General features: G+C 40.5%; 25 protein-coding genes. 8 read left to right on the forward strand and 17 right to left on the reverse strand.

What is annotated here, in order from left to right; translation table 11 throughout:
• Positions 1–12 precede the first annotated feature (12 nt).
• From Q0H92_RS04995 to Q0H92_RS05025, 7 genes are all read left to right on the forward strand, one after another.
• Complete coding sequence (locus Q0H92_RS04995; protein ID WP_296012581.1) at positions 13–453, forward strand: hydrogenase iron-sulfur subunit; 441 nt, start codon at positions 13–15, stop codon at positions 451–453.
• Complete coding sequence (locus Q0H92_RS05000) at positions 438–1400, forward strand: 4Fe-4S dicluster domain-containing protein (RefSeq protein ID WP_296012583.1); 963 nt, start codon at positions 438–440, stop codon at positions 1398–1400. The genes Q0H92_RS04995 and Q0H92_RS05000 overlap by 16 nt, the downstream gene beginning before the upstream one ends.
• On the forward strand, positions 1400–2437 hold the full coding sequence (locus Q0H92_RS05005) for a 4Fe-4S dicluster domain-containing protein (RefSeq protein WP_296012585.1): 1038 nt from the start codon (positions 1400–1402) through the stop codon (positions 2435–2437). The genes Q0H92_RS05000 and Q0H92_RS05005 overlap by 1 nt, the downstream gene beginning before the upstream one ends.
• Before the next feature lie 16 nt (positions 2438–2453).
• A complete protein-coding gene (locus Q0H92_RS05010) occupies positions 2454–3284 on the forward strand; it encodes an FAD/NAD(P)-binding protein (RefSeq protein ID WP_296012586.1) in 831 nt (276 codons plus the stop codon).
• A gap of 82 nt (positions 3285–3366) precedes the next feature.
• Positions 3367–4050 carry a 4Fe-4S dicluster domain-containing protein gene (locus Q0H92_RS05015; RefSeq protein ID WP_295798305.1) on the forward strand — a complete coding sequence of 228 codons (684 nt, stop codon included), beginning with the start codon at positions 3367–3369 and terminating at the stop codon, positions 4048–4050.
• Between the two features lie 42 nt (positions 4051–4092).
• Positions 4093–5736, forward strand: a complete 1644-nt coding sequence (locus Q0H92_RS05020; protein WP_296012588.1) for an FAD-dependent oxidoreductase — start codon at positions 4093–4095, stop codon at positions 5734–5736.
• A 100-nt stretch (positions 5737–5836) separates the two neighbouring features.
• Positions 5837–7927: a methyl-accepting chemotaxis protein gene (locus Q0H92_RS05025; RefSeq protein ID WP_296012590.1), complete on the forward strand. Its 2091-nt coding sequence runs from the start codon at positions 5837–5839 to the stop codon at positions 7925–7927.
• A 125-nt stretch (positions 7928–8052) separates the two neighbouring features.
• Here Q0H92_RS05025 and Q0H92_RS05030 read toward each other — a convergent pair whose 3' ends face one another.
• The 13 genes from Q0H92_RS05030 to Q0H92_RS05090 all read right to left on the reverse strand — a co-directional run bounded on the left by Q0H92_RS05030 (position 8053) and on the right by Q0H92_RS05090 (position 18848).
• Positions 8053–8262 (reverse strand): hypothetical protein, encoded by a 210-nt coding sequence (locus tag Q0H92_RS05030; protein WP_296012592.1) that lies wholly within the window; start codon positions 8260–8262, stop codon positions 8053–8055.
• Positions 8262–8750, reverse strand: a complete 489-nt coding sequence (locus tag Q0H92_RS05035; RefSeq protein ID WP_296012594.1) for a DUF3990 domain-containing protein — start codon at positions 8748–8750, stop codon at positions 8262–8264. Before Q0H92_RS05035 ends, Q0H92_RS05030 begins: the two co-directional genes overlap by 1 nt.
• Positions 8747–8962, reverse strand: a complete 216-nt coding sequence (locus Q0H92_RS05040; RefSeq protein WP_296012595.1) for a DUF3791 domain-containing protein — start codon at positions 8960–8962, stop codon at positions 8747–8749. The genes Q0H92_RS05035 and Q0H92_RS05040 overlap by 4 nt, the downstream gene beginning before the upstream one ends.
• Positions 8963–9202: 240 nt before the next feature.
• Complete coding sequence (locus tag Q0H92_RS05045) at positions 9203–10324, reverse strand: NAD(P)-dependent oxidoreductase (RefSeq protein ID WP_296012597.1); 1122 nt, start codon at positions 10322–10324, stop codon at positions 9203–9205.
• A gap of 142 nt (positions 10325–10466) precedes the next feature.
• Complete coding sequence (locus tag Q0H92_RS05050; RefSeq protein WP_296012600.1) at positions 10467–11216, reverse strand: glycosyltransferase family 2 protein; 750 nt, start codon at positions 11214–11216, stop codon at positions 10467–10469.
• 27 nt (positions 11217–11243) lie between these two features.
• Positions 11244–12713 (reverse strand): radical SAM protein, encoded by a 1470-nt coding sequence (locus tag Q0H92_RS05055; RefSeq protein WP_296012602.1) that lies wholly within the window; start codon positions 12711–12713, stop codon positions 11244–11246.
• Positions 12714–12731: 18 nt separating this feature from the next.
• Positions 12732–13478, reverse strand: a complete 747-nt coding sequence (locus Q0H92_RS05060) for a glycosyltransferase (RefSeq protein WP_296012603.1) — start codon at positions 13476–13478, stop codon at positions 12732–12734.
• Entirely contained in the window at positions 13475–14236 is a 762-nt protein-coding gene (locus tag Q0H92_RS05065) for a glycosyltransferase (RefSeq protein WP_296012606.1), read from the reverse strand. Before Q0H92_RS05065 ends, Q0H92_RS05060 begins: the two co-directional genes overlap by 4 nt.
• Positions 14233–15399, reverse strand: a complete 1167-nt coding sequence (locus Q0H92_RS05070) for an EpsG family protein (protein WP_296012608.1) — start codon at positions 15397–15399, stop codon at positions 14233–14235. Before Q0H92_RS05070 ends, Q0H92_RS05065 begins: the two co-directional genes overlap by 4 nt.
• A gap of 2 nt (positions 15400–15401) precedes the next feature.
• Positions 15402–16070, reverse strand: coding sequence for an acyltransferase (locus Q0H92_RS05075; protein ID WP_296012610.1), 669 nt, complete (start codon positions 16068–16070; stop codon positions 15402–15404).
• Positions 16067–16957, reverse strand: coding sequence for a glycosyltransferase family 2 protein (locus Q0H92_RS05080; RefSeq protein WP_296012613.1), 891 nt, complete (start codon positions 16955–16957; stop codon positions 16067–16069). The genes Q0H92_RS05075 and Q0H92_RS05080 overlap by 4 nt, the downstream gene beginning before the upstream one ends.
• Entirely contained in the window at positions 16957–17787 is an 831-nt protein-coding gene (locus tag Q0H92_RS05085) for an NAD(P)-dependent oxidoreductase (protein WP_296012616.1), read from the reverse strand. The genes Q0H92_RS05080 and Q0H92_RS05085 overlap by 1 nt, the downstream gene beginning before the upstream one ends.
• Positions 17784–18848 carry an acyltransferase gene (locus Q0H92_RS05090; protein ID WP_296012618.1) on the reverse strand — a complete coding sequence of 355 codons (1065 nt, stop codon included), beginning with the start codon at positions 18846–18848 and terminating at the stop codon, positions 17784–17786. The genes Q0H92_RS05085 and Q0H92_RS05090 overlap by 4 nt, the downstream gene beginning before the upstream one ends.
• Positions 18849–18957: 109 nt before the next feature.
• Here Q0H92_RS05090 and Q0H92_RS05095 point away from each other — a divergent pair, with 109 nt between their 5' ends.
• Positions 18958–19131: a hypothetical protein gene (locus Q0H92_RS05095; RefSeq protein WP_296012620.1), complete on the forward strand. Its 174-nt coding sequence runs from the start codon at positions 18958–18960 to the stop codon at positions 19129–19131.
• 32 nt (positions 19132–19163) lie between these two features.
• Here Q0H92_RS05095 and Q0H92_RS05100 read toward each other — a convergent pair whose 3' ends face one another.
• The 4 genes from Q0H92_RS05100 to Q0H92_RS05115 all read right to left on the reverse strand — a co-directional run bounded on the left by Q0H92_RS05100 (position 19164) and on the right by Q0H92_RS05115 (position 22798).
• Positions 19164–19739 carry a hypothetical protein gene (locus Q0H92_RS05100; protein ID WP_296012621.1) on the reverse strand — a complete coding sequence of 192 codons (576 nt, stop codon included), beginning with the start codon at positions 19737–19739 and terminating at the stop codon, positions 19164–19166.
• Entirely contained in the window at positions 19736–19918 is a 183-nt protein-coding gene (locus tag Q0H92_RS05105; protein WP_296012623.1) for a hypothetical protein, read from the reverse strand. The genes Q0H92_RS05100 and Q0H92_RS05105 overlap by 4 nt, the downstream gene beginning before the upstream one ends.
• A gap of 452 nt (positions 19919–20370) precedes the next feature.
• On the reverse strand, positions 20371–21330 hold the full coding sequence (locus Q0H92_RS05110; RefSeq protein ID WP_296012626.1) for a hypothetical protein: 960 nt from the start codon (positions 21328–21330) through the stop codon (positions 20371–20373).
• On the reverse strand, positions 21320–22798 hold the full coding sequence (locus Q0H92_RS05115) for a flippase (RefSeq protein WP_296012628.1): 1479 nt from the start codon (positions 22796–22798) through the stop codon (positions 21320–21322). The genes Q0H92_RS05110 and Q0H92_RS05115 overlap by 11 nt, the downstream gene beginning before the upstream one ends.
• Positions 22799–22802 lie beyond the last annotated feature (4 nt).

The raw sequence follows: 22802 nt of genomic DNA on the forward strand, positions 1-22802 counted from the left end.
AAAAAAAGAACTATGGCTGAAAATAAAGAATGGGAACCGAGAATTGTTGCTTTCTGCTGCAACTGGTGCTCTTACGCCGGTGCGGACTTGGCAGGCAACAACCGTCTTGAATATCCGAAGAACGTTAAAATCATCCGTATTCCATGCTCATGCAGGCTGAATCCACTGTTCATTCTCCGTGCATTCCAGCGTGGCGCAGACGGTGTAATCTTATGCGGATGTCACCCAGGTGACTGTCACTACTCTACAGGAAACTATTTCGCGCGCCGCCGCATGACCCTGCTTTTCTCGATGCTTGACTACTTGGGAATTGACAAGGGACGCACACGCGTCGAATGGTGTTCCGCCGCTGAAGGTGTCCGCTTTGCCGGAATCATGAACGATTTCGTATCGCATATAAAAGCCCTTGGCGAAAACAAGAAGCTGGAGGATGTAAGATGCAAGACAAACTGATTGCCCGCGCCAAGGAGCTGCTTTCTGAAGGCAAGGTACAGAAGGTTGTCGGCTGGAAAAAAGGTCTATTTGAAGATGACATCACTCCGGCCGTATTTGCAACCGCAGAAGAACTGGACAAGGATTTTGTCTTCAACAAATACTGCAAGGCGAACCTTTCAAAATATCTGGTCGGAATCACAAGAAACATCGAGATTGCGAAAAGCACAGCACGCATGAACAACACGATGGCGAAGCAGCGCGATCCGAATGCGCAGGACAAGCCTATTCCGTCCGAAGTTGTGCTTGTATTCCTGAAGCCTTCCGACACATATTCATTCACACAGCTGCTCAAGGAAAGCCGCATTACAAGAAGTGATGTCTATGCTATCGGTGTTCCGTGCCAGGACGCAATTGACGGCGGGGATGCATGCGGAAACTGCGCAGGAAAGAAGCCAGTCTCATGCGATGAGTATATCGGCGTGGATCCGGAAGCTGAAGTTGCTCCGAACACGGCAAGAATGGAGGAAGTCGCAAAAATTGAGGCTATGTCAGTGAACGAGCGCTATGAATTCTGGAGAAATGAATTCAGCCGCTGCATCAGATGCAATGCCTGCCGCAATGTATGTCCTGCCTGCACCTGCGAGAAATGCGTGTTCGACAACAACGCGCTCTACACAACGCAGAAAGTCGCGGAGACAAGCTTTGAGGAAAGCCTGTTCCATATTATCCGCGCATGGCACGTGGCCGGACGATGCACGGACTGCGGTGAATGCTCAAGAGTTTGTCCTCAGAACATTCCGCTTTACCTTCTTAACCGCAAGTACATCAAGGACATCAACGAAATCTACGGCGACTATCAGGCCGGAGCTGACATGGACTCTAAGCCCGCGATGCTCCGTTTCCAGGAAGACGACCCGGAGACAACGATTGTTTACGACAGATCAAAAGACGGAGGTAATGAATAATGCTTAGTATCGCAAAAGATAAAATCGATTCATTATTTGAGCTTATCGGTTCAAAGCAGCCTTTGTATTTGCCTGTTGACAACAATTCAGGAAAAGCTGACTTTGCAAGATGGCAGAAAGGCACAAAGCTTTCAGAAAAATTAAAGACCACACGCTCCGCCAAGGATTTCTTCTTTCCGAAGACAGAGCATCTGGTGAGCTATGAAGTAAGCGGAAAGGAAGTCAAAGTCGTTGACCCGCGCAAGGAAGTCGAGGATTTTGTAATCTTCGGTGTGCGCGCCTGCGATGCACGCGGATTTGAGGCAATTGACAATGTCTACCTGAACATGAATCCCGTGGACTCTTACTACAAGAACCGCCGAGAGCACGGAACAGTAATATGCTTGGCCTGCAACGAGCCTGCGAAAACCTGCTTCTGTTCTACATTCGGAATCGACGCGTCGCTTGCAAAACCTGCAGGAGATGTGAGCTGCTGGCTTGCTGACGGAAAATATTATTTTGAGGCGAACACAGACAAAGGCAAGGCTTTTATCGAGAACGCAAAGTCCGCGCTTGAGGACGCTGACACATCGGCTGTTGAAGCCTGCAAGAAGGACATCGCGGCAAAAGTTAAAAAGCTTCCGTTCGCGCATCTTGACCTTTCAAAGTTCCAGGGCAAGGACATGCTCAAGATTTTCAACTCGAAAATCTGGGACAAGGTTTCTGAGCCTTGCGTAGGCTGCGGAACCTGCACTTACGTCTGCCCGACATGTATGTGCTTCGATGTGCGCGACTTCGCCACAAGCAACGGCGTGCGCCAGGTGCGCTGCTGGGATTCCTGCATGTACAACGACTTCACCCAGATGGCTGCGGAAAATCCGCGTCATACACAGAAGGAAAGAAGCCGCCAGAGATTCATGCACAAGCTCATGTATTATCCTATGGCGCATGAGGGAATGTTCAGCTGCGTAGGCTGCGGACGCTGCGTTGAGAGCTGCCCTGTGAACATGAACATCGTCAAGGTCATCAAAGCCGTCAACGAGAGCGATGACATCTAAGGAATAGGAGAAACTGATGGAAAACAAAGAAAGCTTTATTCCTTATGTAGGAAAAATTATTGATATTAAGCAGGAAACTCCTGATGTAAAGACTTTCAGTGTAGTCGGTCTTGACGGAAAGAAATTGTTCGAGCATATTCCTGGACAGTGCGCAATGCTGATTGTTCCGGGCGTGGGCGAATCTATGATTTCCATAACATCTTCCCCGACTCTTGAAACACACATGGAATTCTCAATCAAGAAGTGCGGCTGCGTTACTGAATGGCTTCACTCTGCGGAAGTAGGACAGGAAATATGCCTTCGCGGGCCGATTGGAAACGGATTCCCTGTGGAGGGCGCGCTCAAGGGCAAGGACATTCTCGTAATTGCCGGCGGTATCGGAATCGCTCCTGTTCACTCGGTTGTAAACTACATGATGGATCACCGCGAGAACTACGGAAGAATTCAGGTCATCTACGGAAGCCGCTCAAAGGCTGATCTCGTGCGTCTTGAGGAGATGCAGAACGTCTGGATGAAGCAGCCGAACTGCTCGATAAATCTTACAATCGACCGCCCGCAGGACGACTGGGACGGACACGTCGGATTCGTTCCTCCTTACGTTACGGAATGCAATCCGGATCCAAGCATGACAGTAATCATGTGCGGACCGCCGATTCTGATTCACCTTTCGCTAGACGCATTGAAAAAGCTCGGCTTCAAGGACAGTCAGGTCTTTACGACAATGGAAATGCGCATGAAGTGCGGAATCGGAAAATGCGGAAGATGCAACATAGGCGACAAATTCGTCTGCAAGGACGGACCTGTGTTCAGCTTCGACCAGCTTGGGGAACTGCCTCCAGAGTATTGATTTCAAGAATTTTCCTGTGAAGATTCAAAAATTTTTATAAGACTTCAGATGCGCCGTCCGCGGCGCATGAGGAGATTAAATTATGTCAGAGACAAAACAGATGGCTACAATATATCTGTTCGGCAAGAAATACGAAGTGCCGGCAGAACTTACAATCATGAACGCAATGGAATATGCCGGCTACCAGCTCAAACGCGGCTGCGGATGCCGCAACGGATTCTGCGGAGCCTGCGCTACAATCTACAGAATCAAGGGCGAGAACCAGCTTCAGACTTGTCTTGCCTGCTCAAAGAAAGTAGAGGACGATATGTACATCGCCACCCTTCCGTTCTTCCCTCTTGTAAAGCAGGTTTACGACCTGAACACAATGAAGCCTGAGCAGGCCGTGATGATGCAGCTTTATCCGGAAATCTATTCATGCGTAGGCTGCAACGCCTGTACAAGAGCCTGTCCTCAGAACCTCAACACAATGCAGTACATCGCCTATGCACAGCGCGGAGACTTCGCCAAGTGCGCCGACCTCTCGTTTGACTGCGTTATGTGCGGATGCTGCTCTTCAAGATGTCCTGCCGGAATCAGCCATCCTCAGGTCGCAGAGCTTGCCCGCCGTCTTAACGGAAAGTACATCCAGCCGCAGAGCCAGCACCTTATTGACCGCGTTAACGAAATCAACGAGGGAAAATGCGAGGAGCTTATCCAGAACCTGATGAAGAAGCCGTTGGCGGAAATCAAAGAGCTCTACAACAACCGCGAAATCGAGAAATAAAACCACAACTGACGCACCTTTCTTGGTGCCAGGGAGAATTATATGTACGGAAACGAATTGGACGAAGCAGCAAAAATTGTGGCTGCAAAACGTGAAGAAAACCTTAAATTCGAACATGCGCGTCTCACTGCTGACGAAAAGGATCAGCTTCTCAAGGAATACCATCCGGATCGCATCGCAAGCCAGTTCGAGGAACTTAAAATCGGACCGAACAAGGGACAGAAAGCACCGATTGAGCTTGCGGCAATGCTTCAGGCAAAACCGCGCATCGAGCCTGAGCACATCGATCTTGCCCACGTTGACTACGAGACAGACGTTCTTGTAATCGGCGGAGGCGGAGCCGGAACATCGGCCGCAATCATGGCAAGCGAGGCAGGAGCAAAAGTTCTTCTTGCAACAAAGCTACGCATCGGAGACGCGAACACAATGATGGCGGAAGGCGGAATCCAGGCGGCGGACAAGCCTAACGACTCCCCTGCCCAGCACTATCTTGACGCATTCGGCGGCGGACACTTCGACGGAAAGCCTGAGCTCGTCTACACTCTTGTAAACAAAGCCCCTTCCGTAATCAAATGGCTGAACGACCTCGGCGTTGAATTCGACAAGGAAGCTGACGGCACAATGGTTACGACACACGGAGGCGGAACAAGCCGCAAGCGTATGCATGCCTGCAAGGACTATTCAGGTGCTGAAATAATGCGCACACTCCGCGACGAGGTTCTCAACCGCCCTGACAAAATCACGGTCGTTGACTTTACAGCGGCAATAGAAATCATCAAGAACGACAAGGGAAACGCCTGCGGCGCAGTTCTTATGAACGTTGAGACAAACGAAATCAGAATCGCAAAGGCAAAGGTCGTGATCATCGCGACTGGAGGAGCCGGACGTATGCACTACCAGGGCTTCCCTACATCGAACCATTACGGAGCAACAGCTGACGGTCTTGTAATCGCATACAGAGCCGGCGCAAAGCTTCTGTATCAGGACTCACTGCAGTACCACCCGACAGGAGCCGCATATCCGACCCAGATTCTCGGAAAGCTCGTCACGGAGAAAGTACGCTCGCTCGGCGCGAAGCTTATCAACAAGAACGGCGAGGTCTACATCCATCCGCTTGAGACACGCGACGTAAACGCATCAGGAATCATCAAGGAAGTGCGCAACGGACGCGGAGTTCACAACGAGGTTCAGGACGCTGTCTGGCTCGACACTCCGATGATTGAGATGATTCACGGGGAAGGAACAATCCTCAAGTCTATTCCTGCGATGTACAATATGTTCATCAAGTACGGAATCGACATCCGAAAGGAACCGATTCTTGTCTACCCTACGCTCCATTACCAGAACGGCGGCGTTGAGATTGACAAGACCTGCCACACGAATGTCTCAAATCTTCTTGTAGCAGGAGAAGCCTCAGGAGGCGTTCACGGAACAAACCGCCTGATGGGAAATTCTTTGCTTGACGTTGTCGTGTTCGGACGCGAAGCCGGAATTGAGGCCGGAAAAATGTTCAAGGACATCCAGCTTTCAGACACTTCAAAGATGAACCTTGACCATGTGAAGGCGTTTGAAAAAGAACGCGACGCAGCCGGAATAAAATCCGACGTGGTTTCTCCGAAGATCCTTCCGCGCTACACACACGGAAACAAGGAATTCGAGAAGGCGATTCCCGGAGCAACAAAATAAAGTAAGCTGATTTTCAGCAAAGGGGCTGTCCATATTTGGCAGCCTCTTTTTTGGCTATAAGAAATGAACTATTTTCAGCAATAAATTTCAGAGAGGCTGTATGAAAAACAAACATATTTCACTTTCCACAAAAATGTTTTTGGGAAACATCTTGCCGTTAATCCTAGCTTCAACTTTTATAATTGGTTCTTTTCTTATTGTACTAAATAAAACAATCAACACAGATATTGAAAAAATCACAAAAACTTCAATTGAAAATCTCGACGAAAAAATTTCAGCGATTATCAAAGAATACGAAACTCAAATTGACCATTTGCGGAACATTGTAAAAGAAAAGCACAACAAAGAAACCGCAGACCTTGCGACAAAAGCTCTCACTGTAAATATGCCCGAAAATTTCGCGCTTTACTACGGAACTTTAATTTCACGCTATGAGCCGGGCGGATTTTATTCTGACAGTTCCGGCTATAATCCTGATGCTGACTGGCTTCCTCCTGAGCGTCCGTGGTTTAAAGACGCTGTAAAAAATTCCGGCGAATTTGCAATTACAGATCCTTATGTTGACACAATGACAAACTCAATCTGCACAACAATCAGCAAGGACGTAAAAGATGAAAACAACAATCTGCTTGGAGTTGCCGCAATCGATATAATTCTTAACAATCTTTCCACGGCAATGTCGGATATTAAAATTTCTGAAAACGCAAAGGCGTATATAGTAAATGCGGACGGTTTGTTTATTACAAATGACGACACATCTTTTTTAATGGAAAAATCTATTTTTGACGAGCCTGAATTTAAAAAGCACAACTTTAACAAAGACAATTTTTTTGGTTCAGCAAATATAATGATAAAAAACGGAATTTTTTACGGAGTTTGCAAATCATCTTCAACTCCCTGGTATATCGTAGTTTACGGTCTGGTTTCTGACTTTACAAAAAACAGCTATTCAGCAATCTTCAAAGTTTTGCTTATAATCATCGCGGCAATTATAATCGCTGCAGCAATTCTTCTTTTCAGCGCAAAATCAAGCGCAAAAGAATTTAAACTTATGGCTGAAAACTGCAATGAAATTGCTCAAGGAGACTTTACAAAAGAAGTTAAGGAAGGCAGTACAAAAGAAGCGGCGGATCTTGCAGAAGGATTCAACAACATTATCGTTGACCTTTCTTCGCTCATTAAGGACATCAGAAATTCCGCAAATGATATCGGGCACATCACAGAAAATCTTTCGGAAGCCTCGGATGTAATCGGCCAAAGCGTTGAAACAACAAACAGCACTGTTGAAAATGTTGCGCAAAGTGTTCAGACGCAGATTCGTTCAGTTGATAAAATTGACCAGTCAGTTACAGAAATTGTAACTCAAATCAACAATCTTAAATCTGAAATTGAAAATCAGGACAGAACAATTGACAATTCATCAGACTCAATTGAAATCGTTGCAAACAACGTTCTTGCCGTAAATAAAAAAATTACAGAAGCCTCAAAAGATGTTTCGGAGCTTGTGGAATTCGCAGACAAAAATAAAAACGAACTGAAAAATTCAGTTGCGCAAATTCTTGAAGTCAAAGAGAAATCAAAAAATCTTCTTGACACAAACAAAATAATCGCATCCGTCGCAAGCCAGACAAATCTTCTTGCCATGAACGCGGCGATTGAGGCGGCGCACGCTGGCGAGGCTGGAAAAGGTTTTGCAGTTGTCGCCGAAGAAATCCGCAAACTTGCAGAAACAACATCAAAGCAGGCAAAAACTTCATCTGAATCACTCAAACTTATCCAAACTCAAATTGACACAATTTCAGACACATCTATTGATGTTGAACACGCCTTTGAAAATACAATCGAAAAAATCGGCAATATCAACACTTCTGTAGACAGCCTGAAATCTTCCGCAGAAGAACAAGGACAGAAAGCTCAGGAAATTTTAAGCGCGCTTGACGACATGAAAAACAGTTCAAAAATCGTAAAATCCGGCGCTGAAAAAATTGTGGAAGTTACAACCGCCGCGTCCTCAATCTGCAACGAGCTTGTTAACCTGAACTCAAGCGTAGAGCAAAATCTTACAGAATGCAAAGACGCCGCAACCACTCTGCTTGCCGCATCAAACAAAATCACAGAAACTGTAAGCAAAAACAACGCCTCTGTAGAAACGCTCAACCATGCAATTTCTCCATTTAAGGTGAAGTGTTGATTTTAATGACGTTACTAGACTTTATTATAAAGTTACTCACATTGAAACGATGCAATATTATTGTGATATAAAAAAAACATAATGAAATTGCCTCAAAAGCTGGAATGTCCATACCAACAGTATAACTATAAATTCTGGTAAATATAAACCCAGCCTTCCTGCCAAAGTTTTGAGGATTCCCTGCTTAACGTTTCGCTGATTTTGGAATTATAGAATTTTAAAATTGCCTCTTTTAAAGAAAGATTCTGAGTTTTGTTAAGTTCACCACAGATTCTGGCAACCTTATTTGGAATAAAAAGATGAACATTTTCCTGAGTTACTTTCGGTCGTTTCATCAGAAAACCTCCTCGCTTTTTATAAAATGCAAATAACCCAACGATTTTTCAGAATGAAAACAAAATTGATCCACATATTTCCAGGCAACAAGCTCTTCCAGTAATTCAGACTTTCCTAAAAAACCTTGTTCATAAAGATTAATGCTTGCATAAATATTATCATTTGCCACAGCACCAAAGACAATATCATAGTTATATGAAAAATCTATATTTTGCCGGTTAGAAACTATAAAATCCAGCCAGTTCTCATCAGGTTTTTCAAAAATTTTACAATTTAATTCTTTATTTCTTAATAGAGAATCATCAACTTCATAGAAATTTACAATTGCCTCACGATAATGAAACCTATCTTTTTTTGAAAGCGCCCATTTTTTTGCCTGATTAAAATTCGTTGTGGCATAAAAACCAAAGCCAAAATCCAATGTGCGTTTTGGTTCTAATATTTTTGGAAATCTTACTTCTGAAAATCCGCCATGATAAATAATCATCTTTGCTCCTGTGATTTTATAAAATCGTTTATAGAACCTAAAATGTAATTTCTTCCCTGTGAATGCAGAATTTCCCAATTTTTTTCAAGGAAATCCAAAACTCCGGCTTGATTGAAAAAAACAGCCACATCTTTTGACTTTTTTTTATTTTCAGCAGCATACTCTTCAATGCACCAAGAAATAAACTGCGCCGCCTGTTCAAAATCAGTCATTTTCATCCTCGATAAATAAACTTGAAAATTTTCTATTACACTAGATTTATTTTAACATTAAAAGGCAAAATTTTCTATTGTATTTTAAGCGGGGAATTTCACAATACTAGAAACATGCTTTATCGGCTTCAGAAAGTATTTAACAGACCATTTTTGGCGTTATAGGAAAAATGTTAAACACATACCATTATAAACTAAAACTATACAATGATATGTGTTGTTAAAATATGATTCTTAAAGTTACTCACAACAAAAAGTATGCCCCTGCACTTTCTTCACAAACTCATAGTCAATCGTGCGGCGCAATCCTTCCTCAAGCGAGACTGGAGCGGAAAAGCCTGTCTTTGGAACTCTTGATGACTTGAAGTATGTGTTCTGGCAGAATTTCTTTACGCGGATTGAATTTATTGCGAACTTTTTGTGCAGGATGAACGCAAGCAGGTCGAAGCCTTTTCCGCCGAAGTATGCAAGCCAGTAGGGAAAATGGACAAGGCGCTTTCTCGGCTTTCCAAGGTGCTTGTACACATCAAGGACAAGGTGGTTCATGTCGTATGCAGGCTCATCGCAGTAGTTGAAGAGGTGCTGCTTTCCGGCTGAAGTTCCGTCGTATTCCTTTTCAAAGCATGGAAGCTTTTCCTCGTTTTCAATGCAGAACTGGATGAACGCCGCGACATTCTCAACGTAGTTCATGCTCTTGCGGTTTGTGCCCTTGCCCACCATCGGGAACTTTCCGCCTGCAATCTGGCGCAATAGGTTGTACACGTTGCCGCGGTTCTGCTCGCCGAAAATCACAGTCGGGCGGATTATTGTAAGACAGTTCGACTTGTCAAAAGAAAGCCACTCGCGGTATTTTCCCTCAGCAAGATACTTTGTGCGTCCGTAGTCGTTGAAATACTTTATCTCTCCGCTCTCATCTGTTCCGACCGGGGCAAATCCGTAGACTGCGACTGAGCTTGTAAAGAAAATGTGATGGATTCCAAGCTCCGTGCAGGCTTTGCAGATGTTCTCGCTGCCCTTCACGTTCACTTCGTCGTACAAGGATTTTGGAGAAACATCGTCTCGGTGCTCCGCTGAAAGATTCACGACAACATCGCTTCCTTTAAGGACTTCAAGAAGAGAATGCATTGGCTGCTCTTTCTTTGCAGCCTCATCCGCGCCAGGAGCCATCGCCTCGTCCGTAAGGCTTGCAGGAAACTCATTCGTCTCGCTCCCGGAATTGCGCACATCGCAGCGAGTCCAAAGCTCAGGATATGCCACGCTCTTTCTTTTGTCCGCGATTCTTACACTGTGTCCAGCCTCCAGAAGCCGTTTTGCGAGCCGGGTTCCTACAAATCCAGAGCCGCCGATAATTGTTACTGTCATTTTATTTTAACCTCCAAAATATAAAAATGCGTTAGGGATTGTAGCCGCGCCGAAGGCGTTCGTAAGCAGCTTGCTGCGTCGAATGCAGCGACAGCGGAACGGCGCAAAGCCCTACCTGCCAAACGGCAGGAAACGCCCTAATTCACTTTATGAATTTCAAGAATCCGCTAGCCGCATAATTAAGGAAATATTTTAAAGCTCTGAAAAACGGAATTCTTAGCTCCTTGCGAAGAATGTTCCATTGCCATTTAAATATTTTTAGCTTGCTGCCTGAAACAGAAGCTCTGTTTTCTCTGTAGACAGCTTCAACAGAATTTGTGTTGATTGCAAAAAATCCTTTCTTTAGAATTTCAAGCCACATGACATAATCTTCGTGATGTATTTCTTTTTGAAAAACTTTTCCGCATTTTTGTGTGTCATACAATCCGGTAAGATTTCCAATGCAGTTTCCATTTAGCATATAATTGTATGAAACAAAAACAGGCGATGATATTGAATTAGATCCATAATTTCCAGCGGCATTCATTTTTGCGTAATACGAAAACACAACCGCGACATTTTTTGTCTCAAAGAGCGGCAGCTGATGTTCAAGTTTTGTCGGAAGCCATATATCATCACAGTCAAGAAACGCAATAAAACGACCAGACGCAGCATTTATTCCGACATTGCGCGGAGTTGCTGGCATGCCGGAAGATTTTTCCGTGTGGAGCAGTTTTATACGTGCATCTTTTTTGCAGAAATCTTCCATTATATTTACCGAATTATCAGTGGAATTGTCATCTATAACTAGAAGCTCCCAATCTGTATAAGTCTGAGACAGAACAGAAGTTATTGAGTCTGAAAGATATTTTTCTCCGTTGTGGCACGGCATTATTATTGAGATTTGAGGCATAAAATTTCCTTATCTGCTTTATATTTTCTATTTGAAAAGATAATCTTTTAGTTTTCCAAATGCTTTTAAGGAACGTTTCAAATCCTCAAAATCAGTTAATCCAGAAATAATCCTATGCATAATATAGCGTGGACGCAAATAATATTTTTTTCGAGCATAATTGCAAAAATCAACCATTTCATCAGAAGAAAGACCATTTTCATTTAAGACTGTACTATGAGTTCCATCTTCATTTACATATTCTTCATAATTGACCGTTATGAATTTATTTCTTACAGCCCAGTCATAAGCTTCCGTTCCTGGATACGGAATAAGAGGGAAAAACTGAGCTGTATCGGTATTGAGCTTCAATGCTAGCTTTAATGTTTCTTGCATCGTTTCTTTTGTTTCGCCTTCATTTCCAACCATATAGCAAGCATGAATTTTCAAGCCAGCCTTTTTTGCATTTTTTGTATATGAATAAAACTGTTCAACTTTTGTACCTTTCTTTATATTGTTCAGTATTTGTTGGTTTCCACTTTCGATTCCAGGAATAATAAGCCGACAACCTGCTTTTTTCATAAGTTTCATTGTTTCTAAGTCAAGCGTATTTACACGAGCATTGCATAGCCAACGAAGTTTTTTATTCAACTTTTTGGAAATAAGAAGATTGCAAATTTCTTTTACCCTGTTTTTATCAGCCGTAAAAGTATCATCTTCAATTACAACTTCTTTTACAGCTTCAAAATTTTCCGAAATATATTCAAATTCACCTACAACATTCTCAGGAGTTCTAGCTCTATATTTATGTCCATGCATAGTCTGCGGATAAACACAAAAATTACATCGGCAAGGACAACCTCGCCCTGTAAAAATCTGAATCTCAGGATATACTGCAGCTGGAAAGAAATATTGTTTTTCATTCAAATACTTCTTTATAAATTGTGAAGCATAAGGTATTGAATCCAAATCTGTAATATATTCAGCTGATGGAGTCCTGTACAATGAGCCATCAGCTTTTCTGAACATAATTCCATTTACATTTTCAAGACTGCAACCAGATTCCAATGCAGAAGCAAGTTTCTCAACAGTATGGTCAAATTCTCCAATTGCAACGGCATCAATTTTTGTATTGAATTTTAATGTTTCTTCTGGAACTGCAGATGGGTGTGTTCCAACAAGAACAACAAAACTATCAATAAATTTATCTTTTAGTTTAGCCCCAAATTCAATATCGCTTTTTATAGAAGGAGTGCTTGTGTCTAAAACAAACATAATCTTTTCAGTTTTTTCTGCAAGCTCATTTATTTTCGAAAAAGTCTCTTCTTCTGAAAGAGGAAAAGCAGTCGCATCTATAAAACCAATTCTATGTCCGCACTTTTCGCACCAAGCCGCCGCATAAATAAGCCAAAGTGGATAATATAAAGCACCGCTTTTTGTAATAGCAGGACTTCGGCTTTCTCTGCTGAATTTTCCATATTTAGATTTGAATGATGGATTAATAAAGATTATTTGCATTTTTTACACTCCTTAATTTTATTTTTTTAACAAAATACGTTTATAGAACTGAATCAAAAAAACTATTCGATATTTTATTTTGAACAAAAATGGATTTTTACTATTTGCTGTAACAGATGGTGAAACAGAATTTTCATGAAATCTGTATTCGTGCAATGGCTCATCAATATATGACAAAGAATTTTTATATGCGCATAACGCTCCCATCCATAAATCATGACCAATAAGCTTTCTTGGAAAAGGCAGAATGTAATCCAAAGATTTTCTTGAAAAAGCCATGCAACAACCCAAAAACGGAGTCCTTTTTATATTCGTAAAGACTGATTTCCCAAAAGGCTGTTTTTCCCCCAAAAAAAAATTCAAAGGTTTTCCATTCACATCAATAATCTGATTGTTGCTCATAACACAATCAAATTCCTTAAGTATAGGAATCATTTTCTGAACTTTATTTGGCATCCAAATATCGTCCTGATCGCTCAAGAAAATATAATCGCCTTTCGCCCGCTTCAATGCATTCTCAAAATTGCTGGTCGCGTAATAAAAATTGCGGCTATGCTTTATTTTCGCATACTCAGGATTTTTCTGATGATGAAAAACTTTTATCCGCTCATCGTTATATGATGCGATGATTTCAAGCGTTCTGTCCGTGCTTACGTCGTCGCTGATTATGAGCTCGTCATCTTTCGAAAGCTGCGGAAGAATCGAATCAATCTGCTCCTTTATGAAACGCTCGCCGTTATAGGTCGCCATGCAAACACTAATCATATTTCTTCTCCGTTGAAAGTTTTAGAAATCGGCTTTGCAAGCCTGAAAAGTCTGTCGTGAATTTTTTTTCCAAGCAGGTGAATCACAATGTTATGCACAACAAGCGTCCATTTCCGTTTTTCATTCGGTCCCCATGCGCTCGCAAAGCGGTGAATGCAGACGGTTTCCGGCTTTATTCTGATTTTTCCTGTGAAGTAGTTTTTCGGAGAGAAATAAGAATACGGATAAAGCTCAAGCCCGTCCAAATGCTGGATTTTTCCGTTGTCCTCAATTTTTCTTCCATATTCCTTTTCAAGGACAAGTTTCATAAGACGAGGAACAACATCCCTTTTCATCTCTCCGTCAGAAGTCAGGAATGACTTTCCGTTGTACCAGTCAAGGCAATTCTTTATCCATTCCGTTCCCTTTTCCGCGCCGACAACAGCAGCCTCCGGGATATTCAGATACTCAAACCCGATAAAGCTTTTGCAGCCTAAAAAGTCATCGAAAGATTTCAAGACCTCGACATCTGAGTCAAGGTAGATTCCGCCGTAGTTGTAGAGCGACCAGAAACGTATGTAGTCCGCGGCAAACGCATACTTTTTCGCCTCGAAAGCCTGCTTTACCCAAAGGACAGAGTCAATGTCAAAATTTTCTTTGGTCCAGATTTTTATCTCGTAGTCCGACAGCTTTGAACAAATGGACTCGACACATTTTTTTATAAGCGGCGGATATTCGTCTCCGCTCAGCCAGCACAGGTGAATTATCTTGGGAATCATTTTTTGTCTCCATGGTCAAAAAGTTTGTATCTCTGTGAATACACAGGCTCTTCATAAAGAACATTTGTGTATGAGTAATTAGGCTCGTCGCACTGGACAAGCATCTTCAATATTCCGTAAAAAAGGAAAACAACTGCAAAAAGCACTTTCCACTTCCTTGAAAGCTCTCCGTATACAGCCGGAAAAACAATCCAGTAGCCTATAACAAAAAGCATTGTTATCCGCTCAATCAGAATTTGAACTTCAGACAAATACAGATAGCAGAAAAGAAATATATAAAGCAGATTTACAAATGCACGGACATCACGTTTTGCTTTTAGAATTCTATTTTGAAACTTGAAAACTAGGAAAAATGTAAGAGTGCGCTCCAAAAATCCGATTCCGATTGAATACGAAGAAAACTTGTCAGAAAGCAAGCCATAAGCGGAAATCATAGAACCGAAACGAGTGCCGCCAAGAAACGGAGCAACAGCGGAAAGCAGAAGCGCGATAAATTTTATTCTGCAGAAGAAAAACAGATTTCCAATCAAAAAAACAACAATTATAAATTTTCTGTTGAAATTTCTGTTTAGCACAAAATACAGCGGAATATAAAGAAAGCCGCTGACATGAAACATTCCGCCGATGGCATTCAAAGCCGCATACTTCAAGAATTTTCTGTCCTGCAAATACGGAATCGAAAGCATAAACAGGACAATGGCCTTTGAATTTCTCAAAAGATTAACTTCCATTACAAATCCCTGAAAAACAAAGAACACCGCATAAGCAAGAGGAATATATTTTTTCTGCACATACCGGCGAAATGTGATATGAATCGCAATCAGGTCAAAAAGGAACGAGAAAAACTGAAAGAAGAAATAGTCCGGGCAAATACTTTTCATTGCAACGGAATACAAAAGAAAGCCTTTTTCCCACGGCCAGCCACTGATGAATTTCTCTACTCTATCGCCGTCAAAAAACGAAGGAACATTTTCTTCAAAATATGGATAGTAGCTTACCCAGTCAGTAACAATAAATCCGCGGAATCCAATAAAAACAAGAAGGAAAAATAAAACTGAAAGGCAAGGAACATACTTAGCATTAACAGCTCCACACTGCTTCGGATAAAATTCCAAAAAGAGAATAAATACAAATGCAAGGCAATACGGAAGAGCAAATATCATTCTTACTCCTCCCATCTGATGTTTTCTTTTAAAAGTTTTGCAGGGCTGCCGCCATAAGCAGAATTTTTCCTGCCGAATTTCTTGCAGACAAGGCTTCCGGCTCCCACAACAGAGCCATCAGGAATTTCCGAACCTTTAAGAACAGTTGCCCGGCAGCCAATCCAGCAGTTTTTTCCGATTTTCACAGGAGAATTCTCATTTGCAATTTTTCCGTCCTCATAGATTTTATGAAAATCGGTGTCCATAAAAAGGCAGTCCCAGGAAACAATAGTTCCGCCGCCGATTTCTATGTCAGAAAAGCAGCAGATATTAGAATTTCCGTTTATTCTTACATTGTTCCCGAATTTCAGATTTCCATGCACGTTCAGCCTTGTTCCGCTGCCCAAAGCGCATTTTCCTGTAAAAATCACTTTTCCGGGATTCCTGATTTCAACAATGGAACGCTCGAATTTTCCGTCAACATTCCCGATAATTTCATATCCAATTTGAACCATCGCAGTAGATATGTTTTTACTATTCAATTGTACCCCCCCCCGATAAATCGCAGAGATTTTCACATTCCGGGCAAAAAGCAGCGGCAGATGCACAGCCTGCCTGAACGGAAGAAGATAGAAATTGAGAAAAACAGAGCGGAAGTTGAGTTTTAAGACTTTATGGAGAAGGTTTTTCATTTTTTGCTCCCAAGCAAATAGCCTTCTTTCAAGGCTTTACTGACAATTTCGTGCTGTCCTCTGTTGTTTTTCATTTTTATAGCTCTAATTGTTTTATCAAAAATCAGGTCTTCCAGATATTTTAATTTCCAAAATTTTCTGTGCTTCGAAGCAAAATAAACTCTATTTCTATAAACATATCTGTAGAAAAAATCAGAGCGTTTTCCAGTGCAAACACTTTCTTTATGTTGCATTTGGGAATCAGGTATATAAAACAACCGTTTTTTTAATTTCTGGCTTCTATAAACAAAATCCGTATTGTCATAATAAACAAAGAATTTCTCATCCATTAAGCCGACATCATAGAAAACAGAATTTTTAATCAGCATAAAACAAGTCGGAGCATAAGAAACTTTTTTTAGTTTCGAATATTTTTCACAGTCCTCTTTGTTATATCCAAAGTGAACGGTATTGTTGTTGAATCTATTGTATTTTCCTCCGGCGCACCAAAGTTTTGTCGAATTATAGAGATATATTTTTGGAACAGACATGTCGGCATCAGCCTCAATTAAACCTGCATATAACTTTTTTACCGTGTCATCTTCAAGCACCACATCATTGTTGGACAGCAGAACATAATCACACTCATCATAAAGCGCATTTATAATTCCCTGATTGTTGCCTTTCGCAACTCCATAGTTCTCTTTGTTTGCTATGAATTTTGTTTCAAACTTACAGTCTGCTGCCAAGATTTTTGCCTTTTCAAGTGAATTGTCAGGAGAAGCATTGTCTACAACATAAAGGATAAAATTCCTGTAAGTCTGTCTTTTCAGGCTATCAAAAAAATCATCAAGAACTTTCTCGCTGTTATATAAGACTGTAACAATTCCGATTCTTTTCTCTTCCATTATTTGCTCTCCATGATTTTCTGAATTTTCCTGTTGTCTCCCCAAATTGCGAGAGAATCATAAGGTCTGTCTGGGAATGCGCCGTATTCCAGCTTGATGTCAAGATTGTTTTCCTTGATAAATCGTTCAACCCGGGAAGCAAGAGTCTCAGGCTTTCCACAGCAGGCGTTTATCGTTCCGAAAACCGTATCGTTCAGAACGACTGCGGCAACCTGCTTGCAGAATACATTGAAATCAAGAAAGTCAAACTGGTTTATTCCAGACGTGAACGGAAACGACTTCTTGCCGTCCGCCGCAGACTGCATTATCTTTGAGAAAATCGAGCAGCCTTTCACGGTGTTGTCAACAATGTAAAAACCACGCACCCACTGAAGCCGGGTTTCTGTATTTTTAACAAGCAGCTCCGTCATCTGGCGCAACGCGTTTTTTGCGATTCCGTAAAGTGAAAGCGGATTGCACGGAGTGTTCTCGTTTATGCTTCCCTCGTGAAAACCGACCTCGTGCATGCTGCCAAGAACAACAAGCTTCTTCACTCCGCCGCAAACCATCTTCTTAAGGAATTCATAATGCTTCGGAAGGTCAAGAATGTGATTGTCCGAGGCATGCTTGAATCCGTCCCGCCACGCAAGATGAACAAGGACATCAGGCTTTCCGAAATGCGCAAACGGATTTTCTATTTCAAAAAGATTTCCGGCAATGGAAGAGACATTCTTGTATCCGTAAGTAAAGTCCGTGAAATCCGAGGCGACAATCTCATTTCCGCTTTCTGAAAGTTCATTTATGATTCCGTGCCCCATAAAACCGTTCGCACCAGTTACAAGTATTTTCATTTTGCTAATAATCTCCTGTAGGATTTAGTAATCAAGGCAAAAATTTTTTGTCTTAGCACATCTATTCCCCCCCCCGTAACAAAAACGACAAGGCTACAGAGCAAAACATAAGGAATAAGCATTTTAGAAAATTTAAAATCATAAGCATGAAAAAACGAATAAATAACAGGTCTCATAAATGGATTTTCATGAATCAAATAAATTCCGAATGTTGAAGCTCCCAAGCTGTTTAAAAAACTTAAAGAACCAATCTCCAATTTCTTAAAACATTGAAACAAGAAAACTGAGGCAAGCACTGTAAGAGGAGACGAATAGGAAGCTAATGGAAACCAATAATTCTTTTTTGTGAGTACATAAAGAACAGCAGTCATAAAAAATGTGACAAAAGAAAAAGCAAGAAAAAAACAAAAGTCCATCCGTTTTTTCTGTGTGAATATTTTTGCTAAAAACTGATTTTCAAATTTTTCATTTCCAAAATGGAAAATACATCTTCCAATTAAATATGAAATAATTATTTGAGAGAAACCGAGCGAACTTAACCCTAAGACAGTTTTCAATTGGACGCAGACTTTAGGAAACCAAGTAATAAAAAGGAATACAAAAATCAGAAAATAAAAATACTTGTTCTTATAAAATTTTTCTGCGACATAATTTAAAAATGGAGAAATTAGGCACAAAAATATATAACATGTTGCAAACCAGTATGTAACCCTAACAACAGGCAGACAGCTTAGAACCAGCTCTTTTATTGCGATTTTTTTGCAAGCAAAAAATATGACTGCAATTAACAGCGAATAAAACAAAACCGGCAAATAGGTCTTCAGCAGTCTGTTTTTGCTTAGTTTTATGCCAAAATAACCCGAAATCATCACATAGCAGTTAACAGAAACCATGCACAATATTGTAAAAAAAGACTCTAACAATGTAGTTTCATAAACCTGACCATTTCTAAAAGAAACAATTTCTCCGTTTACGCCATGAATCAACATATGCAAAAATATAATCATGTACATAAGAACACATCTAAATAGTTCTATTCCGCTTTCACGCTGTTTTTCCATTTATAATTCTCCATGAAAAAATTTAGTTTATGATTTCTGTTTTTCCTAAACAGGAAATTCTCTTTTGCAAAAATGCATTTTTGTCCTAAATATGAGCTATAAGTTTTCTTTGACCGAGAGATATTATTTAGAAATTTTCCAAAGCTTTGGTTGTGAAGATATTTGGCAAAACAAAGCCATGCAGCAGCAACTGCAGTTTGCTTGCCGGAGAGAGAATTTCGATTTTTTGTTTGAAGTGTTCCAGCCATTTATTTTGGCTGAAAAGAGAATTGATTTTATCTAATTTCTATTTTTGATTTTAAAAGATGGTAAAGATCACAGATTTTGGAACATAAACACACAGTCTTCATCATATTTTGGCTTTATATGGTTCTGTACGAATTTTTCCTGCTTTTTTGGAAGCCTCGTAAAGCCCAGTTTTGTGTAATGTTCAATCAGCTTCTCATCTGGAAGAGCATAAATATAAAGCGAAGAAAGACCGATGTATTTGCTCATTGTTTGGCAAAGTGGGATGATAAAACGTCTTAGTATAAATGCTCCGATTTTTGCCGTCTCAGGATGATTGTTACGATAATTCTTATTCACTGCGAAATTTGAAAGCTCAACCGCAGGAATTGTATCAAAACTTTCATAAAAGACTTGAATTGTTATAAGTCCGCTCCGCAAAGTAAAATAAGCCGCAAGTTCACCCGAAACTTTATCTTTTACAAGATACGTTCTTGCGTTCAAATCTTCCTCATCTGATGCAGCCTGATTTTTCAGGTAGTTCTCAAGACCTTCTGCTCCGTTCAACGCACAAAAGTCTGCAATCAAGGACTCATTCTCCGAAGAATCAAAGATATGCTCAATTGAAAAATCGTCTGTGTCTAGAACCGAGAATTCAACAATCACTTTTTAGAAATCTCCTTCAACTTTGAACGTTCTTTTTTATGTACATTTGAAATCCATAATTCAAAATCATCACATTCTTTATCCAGTTCCTTAAAATCAGGCTTTGGATGATTTACAATAAACTGATAAACTTCATTCTTTTTCAAATGTTCTTGATACTCTTTTGAAAGCACGCGCATATCAACCTCCAATAAAAAGTCAATGAGGAAATATCAATTTCCGATTTGACTTTTTGCACAATTTCGCAACCAAGTGAACTCGCGACGTAAGTTTCCAGCGGAAATTGAAGTTTATAAAAAAGTTTGCAACGCAAAATTGTGAATAAAAACTTTGACGCTATTTTAGACAAAGTTTTTATTACATACCTCCTGCAATAAATATACAAATATTATCCATATAAAGTATAGCACAAGATTCCGTTTTCGCCTCAGTAAAATCAAAAATAGAAATGTCAAAGAACATATAAAACAACAGGAAAATACCGTTGTTTTATCAAAAATCAATTGTCTTTTCAGCGTGCCTCCTTATCTATATGAAATCCAAACAGAATTTTCTGTACGTCCACTTTTTTCTGAGCAGGAAATTCCTTTAATTTTTCCCCTTTTAAGCCTTATGCTCTAAAATTCCCTCCCTACCAATAACATCCATTTTCAACAGAATCTGAGTTTTTGGGTTTTTCAGAATCAGAAGGTCTTATCCAGTTTTCGTTTATAAATTTTGAAAATTCCGGCAAATCATTTATCCAGCGGTTTCCGTAAATACCGAACAAAAGCTGGACATTCGCACCTAAATGAACAGCGACTTTTCCCATCCGTTTTACATGGGCAGCCAAAGGCAGACCATAAGCCCCGCATCCAATCAAAGCCACATCAAAATCTTTTTCAGAAATCTGATTCTTCATATATTGCAGAGCTTCAAACCAAGACGAAAAATTTTCATCATTGTTTCCTGCAATAGTCTGAACAGCTTTTATTGTTATCAGCTCCTTGAACGCAGGAAGAACAGTTTTGTCAGAAAAAAGCCTCTCACGCCGCTCATACTGCTTTTTTATTGAATCAGCAAACGGCGAGACAACAAGAACTTTTTTCCCAGCAAGAGCTTTTGTCCATGGATTTTTCCATAAAAAAGGCGCGTAATAGCCATTCAAATTGACCTTGATACAATGCGAAAGTTCTTGTCTTAAATAATGTTCTGAATAGATATACGAGCCTAGAATATCTATCTGCTTTATATCATCAAGATACAAATTCTTAAAATGCTCTCTCTCATCATTTTTATCACCGTTCAAAAATCCCATATTCAACGACAATGAAATAATCTCATTTTCAAAAATATGCCGACGGTTATGAACCATATCAGCAAAAGCTAGAAAACCGTCATTTTTTCTAGTTTGAAACAATATGGTATCGAGTTCGTTTGTGCCGAATTTTGCAATCATCAATCCGTTTTTATTCTTTTCTATTTTATCTCTTACAAAATCATTAGCTTCTTGATTAAAATATTGAACATATTTTTCTGTATACCAGGCATTTGGAAAAACAGCTGTATAAGTTTTTCTTGAAAGCCTAAAAAATAATTTTTTAAATATCACTTTTCTTTCTCCTGATAATCTTAAAAAAATTCATAACGAACTCATTCTTAAAAAGAATCATTGTTCCGGCATAAAGGAAAAATCCTAAAGCAGTGCAGAAAATTATTTGTGGCACAATTTTGTTTATAAAGCGCATTAAAAACAAAAGAAATAATGCCATAACAAAAACTGCCGCAAAAACCTGAACAACCGTTCTAAAAAGATTTTTCCAATCAATAATTTTGCGTCCAAGAATAAACTGAGTTGTCATCACAAGAAATTCAGCGCAGACTGTTCCAATTGCGGCGCCTGAAGCTCCATATTGTGGAATGAAAATAAAATTAAGAGAAAAATTTGAAACAGCTCCCACAACAGTAGAAGCAAGACTTGACTTTTCCTTACCAGCCGAAATAAGCACATTTCCACCCATAAGGCAGCCCAAAGAAATAAACATAATCACCGCATTCATAATCTTCATCACCGGAACTGCAGGCAAAAACTGATCGCCGCTGAAAAGAATAACAGCCGGCTCTGAAAGGACAAAAAGACCTACCGCGCACGGAACCGAGAACATCACAACAAACTGAACAGCCTTGTTAGCAAGCCGAAGAAATTCATTTCTGTCCTTATCCGCATAATAAGACAAGCGAGGAAGAAGCACGGCTGTCGCGGCTGTTATCATCATTATCACCATGCGGTTTATTTTTGTTGCGGCGGTATAGATTCCAACAGACTCATCGCCTTTTATAAAGCCAAGCATTGTTGTGTCCAAAACTGTGTAGATGCTGACTGCAGCACTCATTGCAAAAAGAGTAAAAACCGGTTTCAGATGCTTTTTTAAACACAACGCTTTTACCCTAAAGTCAACGAAATGCCTTGCATGGATAAAATTGCAGATGTTGCTTCCAACAGAAGAAACAACGCTTATTCCAGCATATTTAAGATAGTCATTCTGATTCCGGACAAAAAAGAACAGAAGAATCAAGCTTATGAACTGGAAAGCGATAGAGCGAATTGTTATGTATTTGAATTCCTCAAGCCCTGTATAAAGCCAGTCCATGCCAAGAGTCGTAAAAAGAATTGACGCACCGCAGACACACAGCAGAATTCTGTAATTTCCAAAAGCAGGAACAACAACCATCGCAAGTGCAAACAGAATGTATGCGATGACTGTAGAAATCATATTCAGAGAAAAGATTTCTTTTACAAAAACAGATAGATTTTTTCTGTCATCGCGTAGCTTCGCGCTTTCCCTTACTGCATAAGTGCTGATTCCAAGCGCGGCAACCAAAGCAAAATAGCTTACAATCGACTGTGCAAAATTGACTTTGCCAATATAAACTGGTCCAAGCACACGGCTTGCATACGGAAAAGTTATAAGCGGAAACACAAGCGACATGACAGTTTTTGTCATGTTAAGAGCAGCGTTCTTTTTTAGGGACTTGGGAGAAAGTGTATTTTTTGGAGACTCTTCTACTTTGCTGCTCATAAAA

This window comes from uncultured Treponema sp., from assembly GCF_934725225.1.
In the GTDB taxonomy this organism is placed as follows: Bacteria; Spirochaetota; Spirochaetia; order Treponematales; family Treponemataceae; genus Treponema_D.

Excerpts from the sequence above, each read along its gene's own strand:
- Q0H92_RS04995 (WP_296012581.1), top strand. The coding sequence starts at position 13 with ATGGCTGAAAATAAAGAATGGGAACCGAGAATTGTTGCTTTCTGCTGC.
- Q0H92_RS05000 (WP_296012583.1), top strand. The coding sequence starts at position 438 with ATGCAAGACAAACTGATTGCCCGCGCCAAGGAGCTGCTTTCTGAAGGC.
- Q0H92_RS05005 (WP_296012585.1), top strand. The coding sequence starts at position 1,400 with ATGCTTAGTATCGCAAAAGATAAAATCGATTCATTATTTGAGCTTATC.
- Q0H92_RS05010 (WP_296012586.1), top strand. The coding sequence starts at position 2,454 with ATGGAAAACAAAGAAAGCTTTATTCCTTATGTAGGAAAAATTATTGAT.
- Q0H92_RS05015 (WP_295798305.1), top strand. The coding sequence starts at position 3,367 with ATGTCAGAGACAAAACAGATGGCTACAATATATCTGTTCGGCAAGAAA.
- Q0H92_RS05020 (WP_296012588.1), top strand. The coding sequence starts at position 4,093 with ATGTACGGAAACGAATTGGACGAAGCAGCAAAAATTGTGGCTGCAAAA.
- Q0H92_RS05025 (WP_296012590.1), top strand. The coding sequence starts at position 5,837 with ATGAAAAACAAACATATTTCACTTTCCACAAAAATGTTTTTGGGAAAC.
- Q0H92_RS05030 (WP_296012592.1), bottom strand. The coding sequence starts at position 8,262 with ATGAAACGACCGAAAGTAACTCAGGAAAATGTTCATCTTTTTATTCCA.
- Q0H92_RS05035 (WP_296012594.1), bottom strand. The coding sequence starts at position 8,750 with ATGATTATTTATCATGGCGGATTTTCAGAAGTAAGATTTCCAAAAATA.
- Q0H92_RS05040 (WP_296012595.1), bottom strand. The coding sequence starts at position 8,962 with ATGACTGATTTTGAACAGGCGGCGCAGTTTATTTCTTGGTGCATTGAA.
- Q0H92_RS05045 (WP_296012597.1), bottom strand. The coding sequence starts at position 10,324 with ATGACAGTAACAATTATCGGCGGCTCTGGATTTGTAGGAACCCGGCTC.
- Q0H92_RS05050 (WP_296012600.1), bottom strand. The coding sequence starts at position 11,216 with ATGCCTCAAATCTCAATAATAATGCCGTGCCACAACGGAGAAAAATAT.
- Q0H92_RS05055 (WP_296012602.1), bottom strand. The coding sequence starts at position 12,713 with ATGCAAATAATCTTTATTAATCCATCATTCAAATCTAAATATGGAAAA.
- Q0H92_RS05060 (WP_296012603.1), bottom strand. The coding sequence starts at position 13,478 with ATGATTAGTGTTTGCATGGCGACCTATAACGGCGAGCGTTTCATAAAG.
- Q0H92_RS05065 (WP_296012606.1), bottom strand. The coding sequence starts at position 14,236 with ATGATTCCCAAGATAATTCACCTGTGCTGGCTGAGCGGAGACGAATAT.
- Q0H92_RS05070 (WP_296012608.1), bottom strand. The coding sequence starts at position 15,399 with ATGATATTTGCTCTTCCGTATTGCCTTGCATTTGTATTTATTCTCTTT.
- Q0H92_RS05075 (WP_296012610.1), bottom strand. The coding sequence starts at position 16,070 with ATGAAAAACCTTCTCCATAAAGTCTTAAAACTCAACTTCCGCTCTGTT.
- Q0H92_RS05080 (WP_296012613.1), bottom strand. The coding sequence starts at position 16,957 with ATGGAAGAGAAAAGAATCGGAATTGTTACAGTCTTATATAACAGCGAG.
- Q0H92_RS05085 (WP_296012616.1), bottom strand. The coding sequence starts at position 17,787 with ATGAAAATACTTGTAACTGGTGCGAACGGTTTTATGGGGCACGGAATC.
- Q0H92_RS05090 (WP_296012618.1), bottom strand. The coding sequence starts at position 18,848 with ATGGAAAAACAGCGTGAAAGCGGAATAGAACTATTTAGATGTGTTCTT.
- Q0H92_RS05105 (WP_296012623.1), bottom strand. The coding sequence starts at position 19,918 with ATGCGCGTGCTTTCAAAAGAGTATCAAGAACATTTGAAAAAGAATGAA.
- Q0H92_RS05115 (WP_296012628.1), bottom strand. The coding sequence starts at position 22,798 with ATGAGCAGCAAAGTAGAAGAGTCTCCAAAAAATACACTTTCTCCCAAG.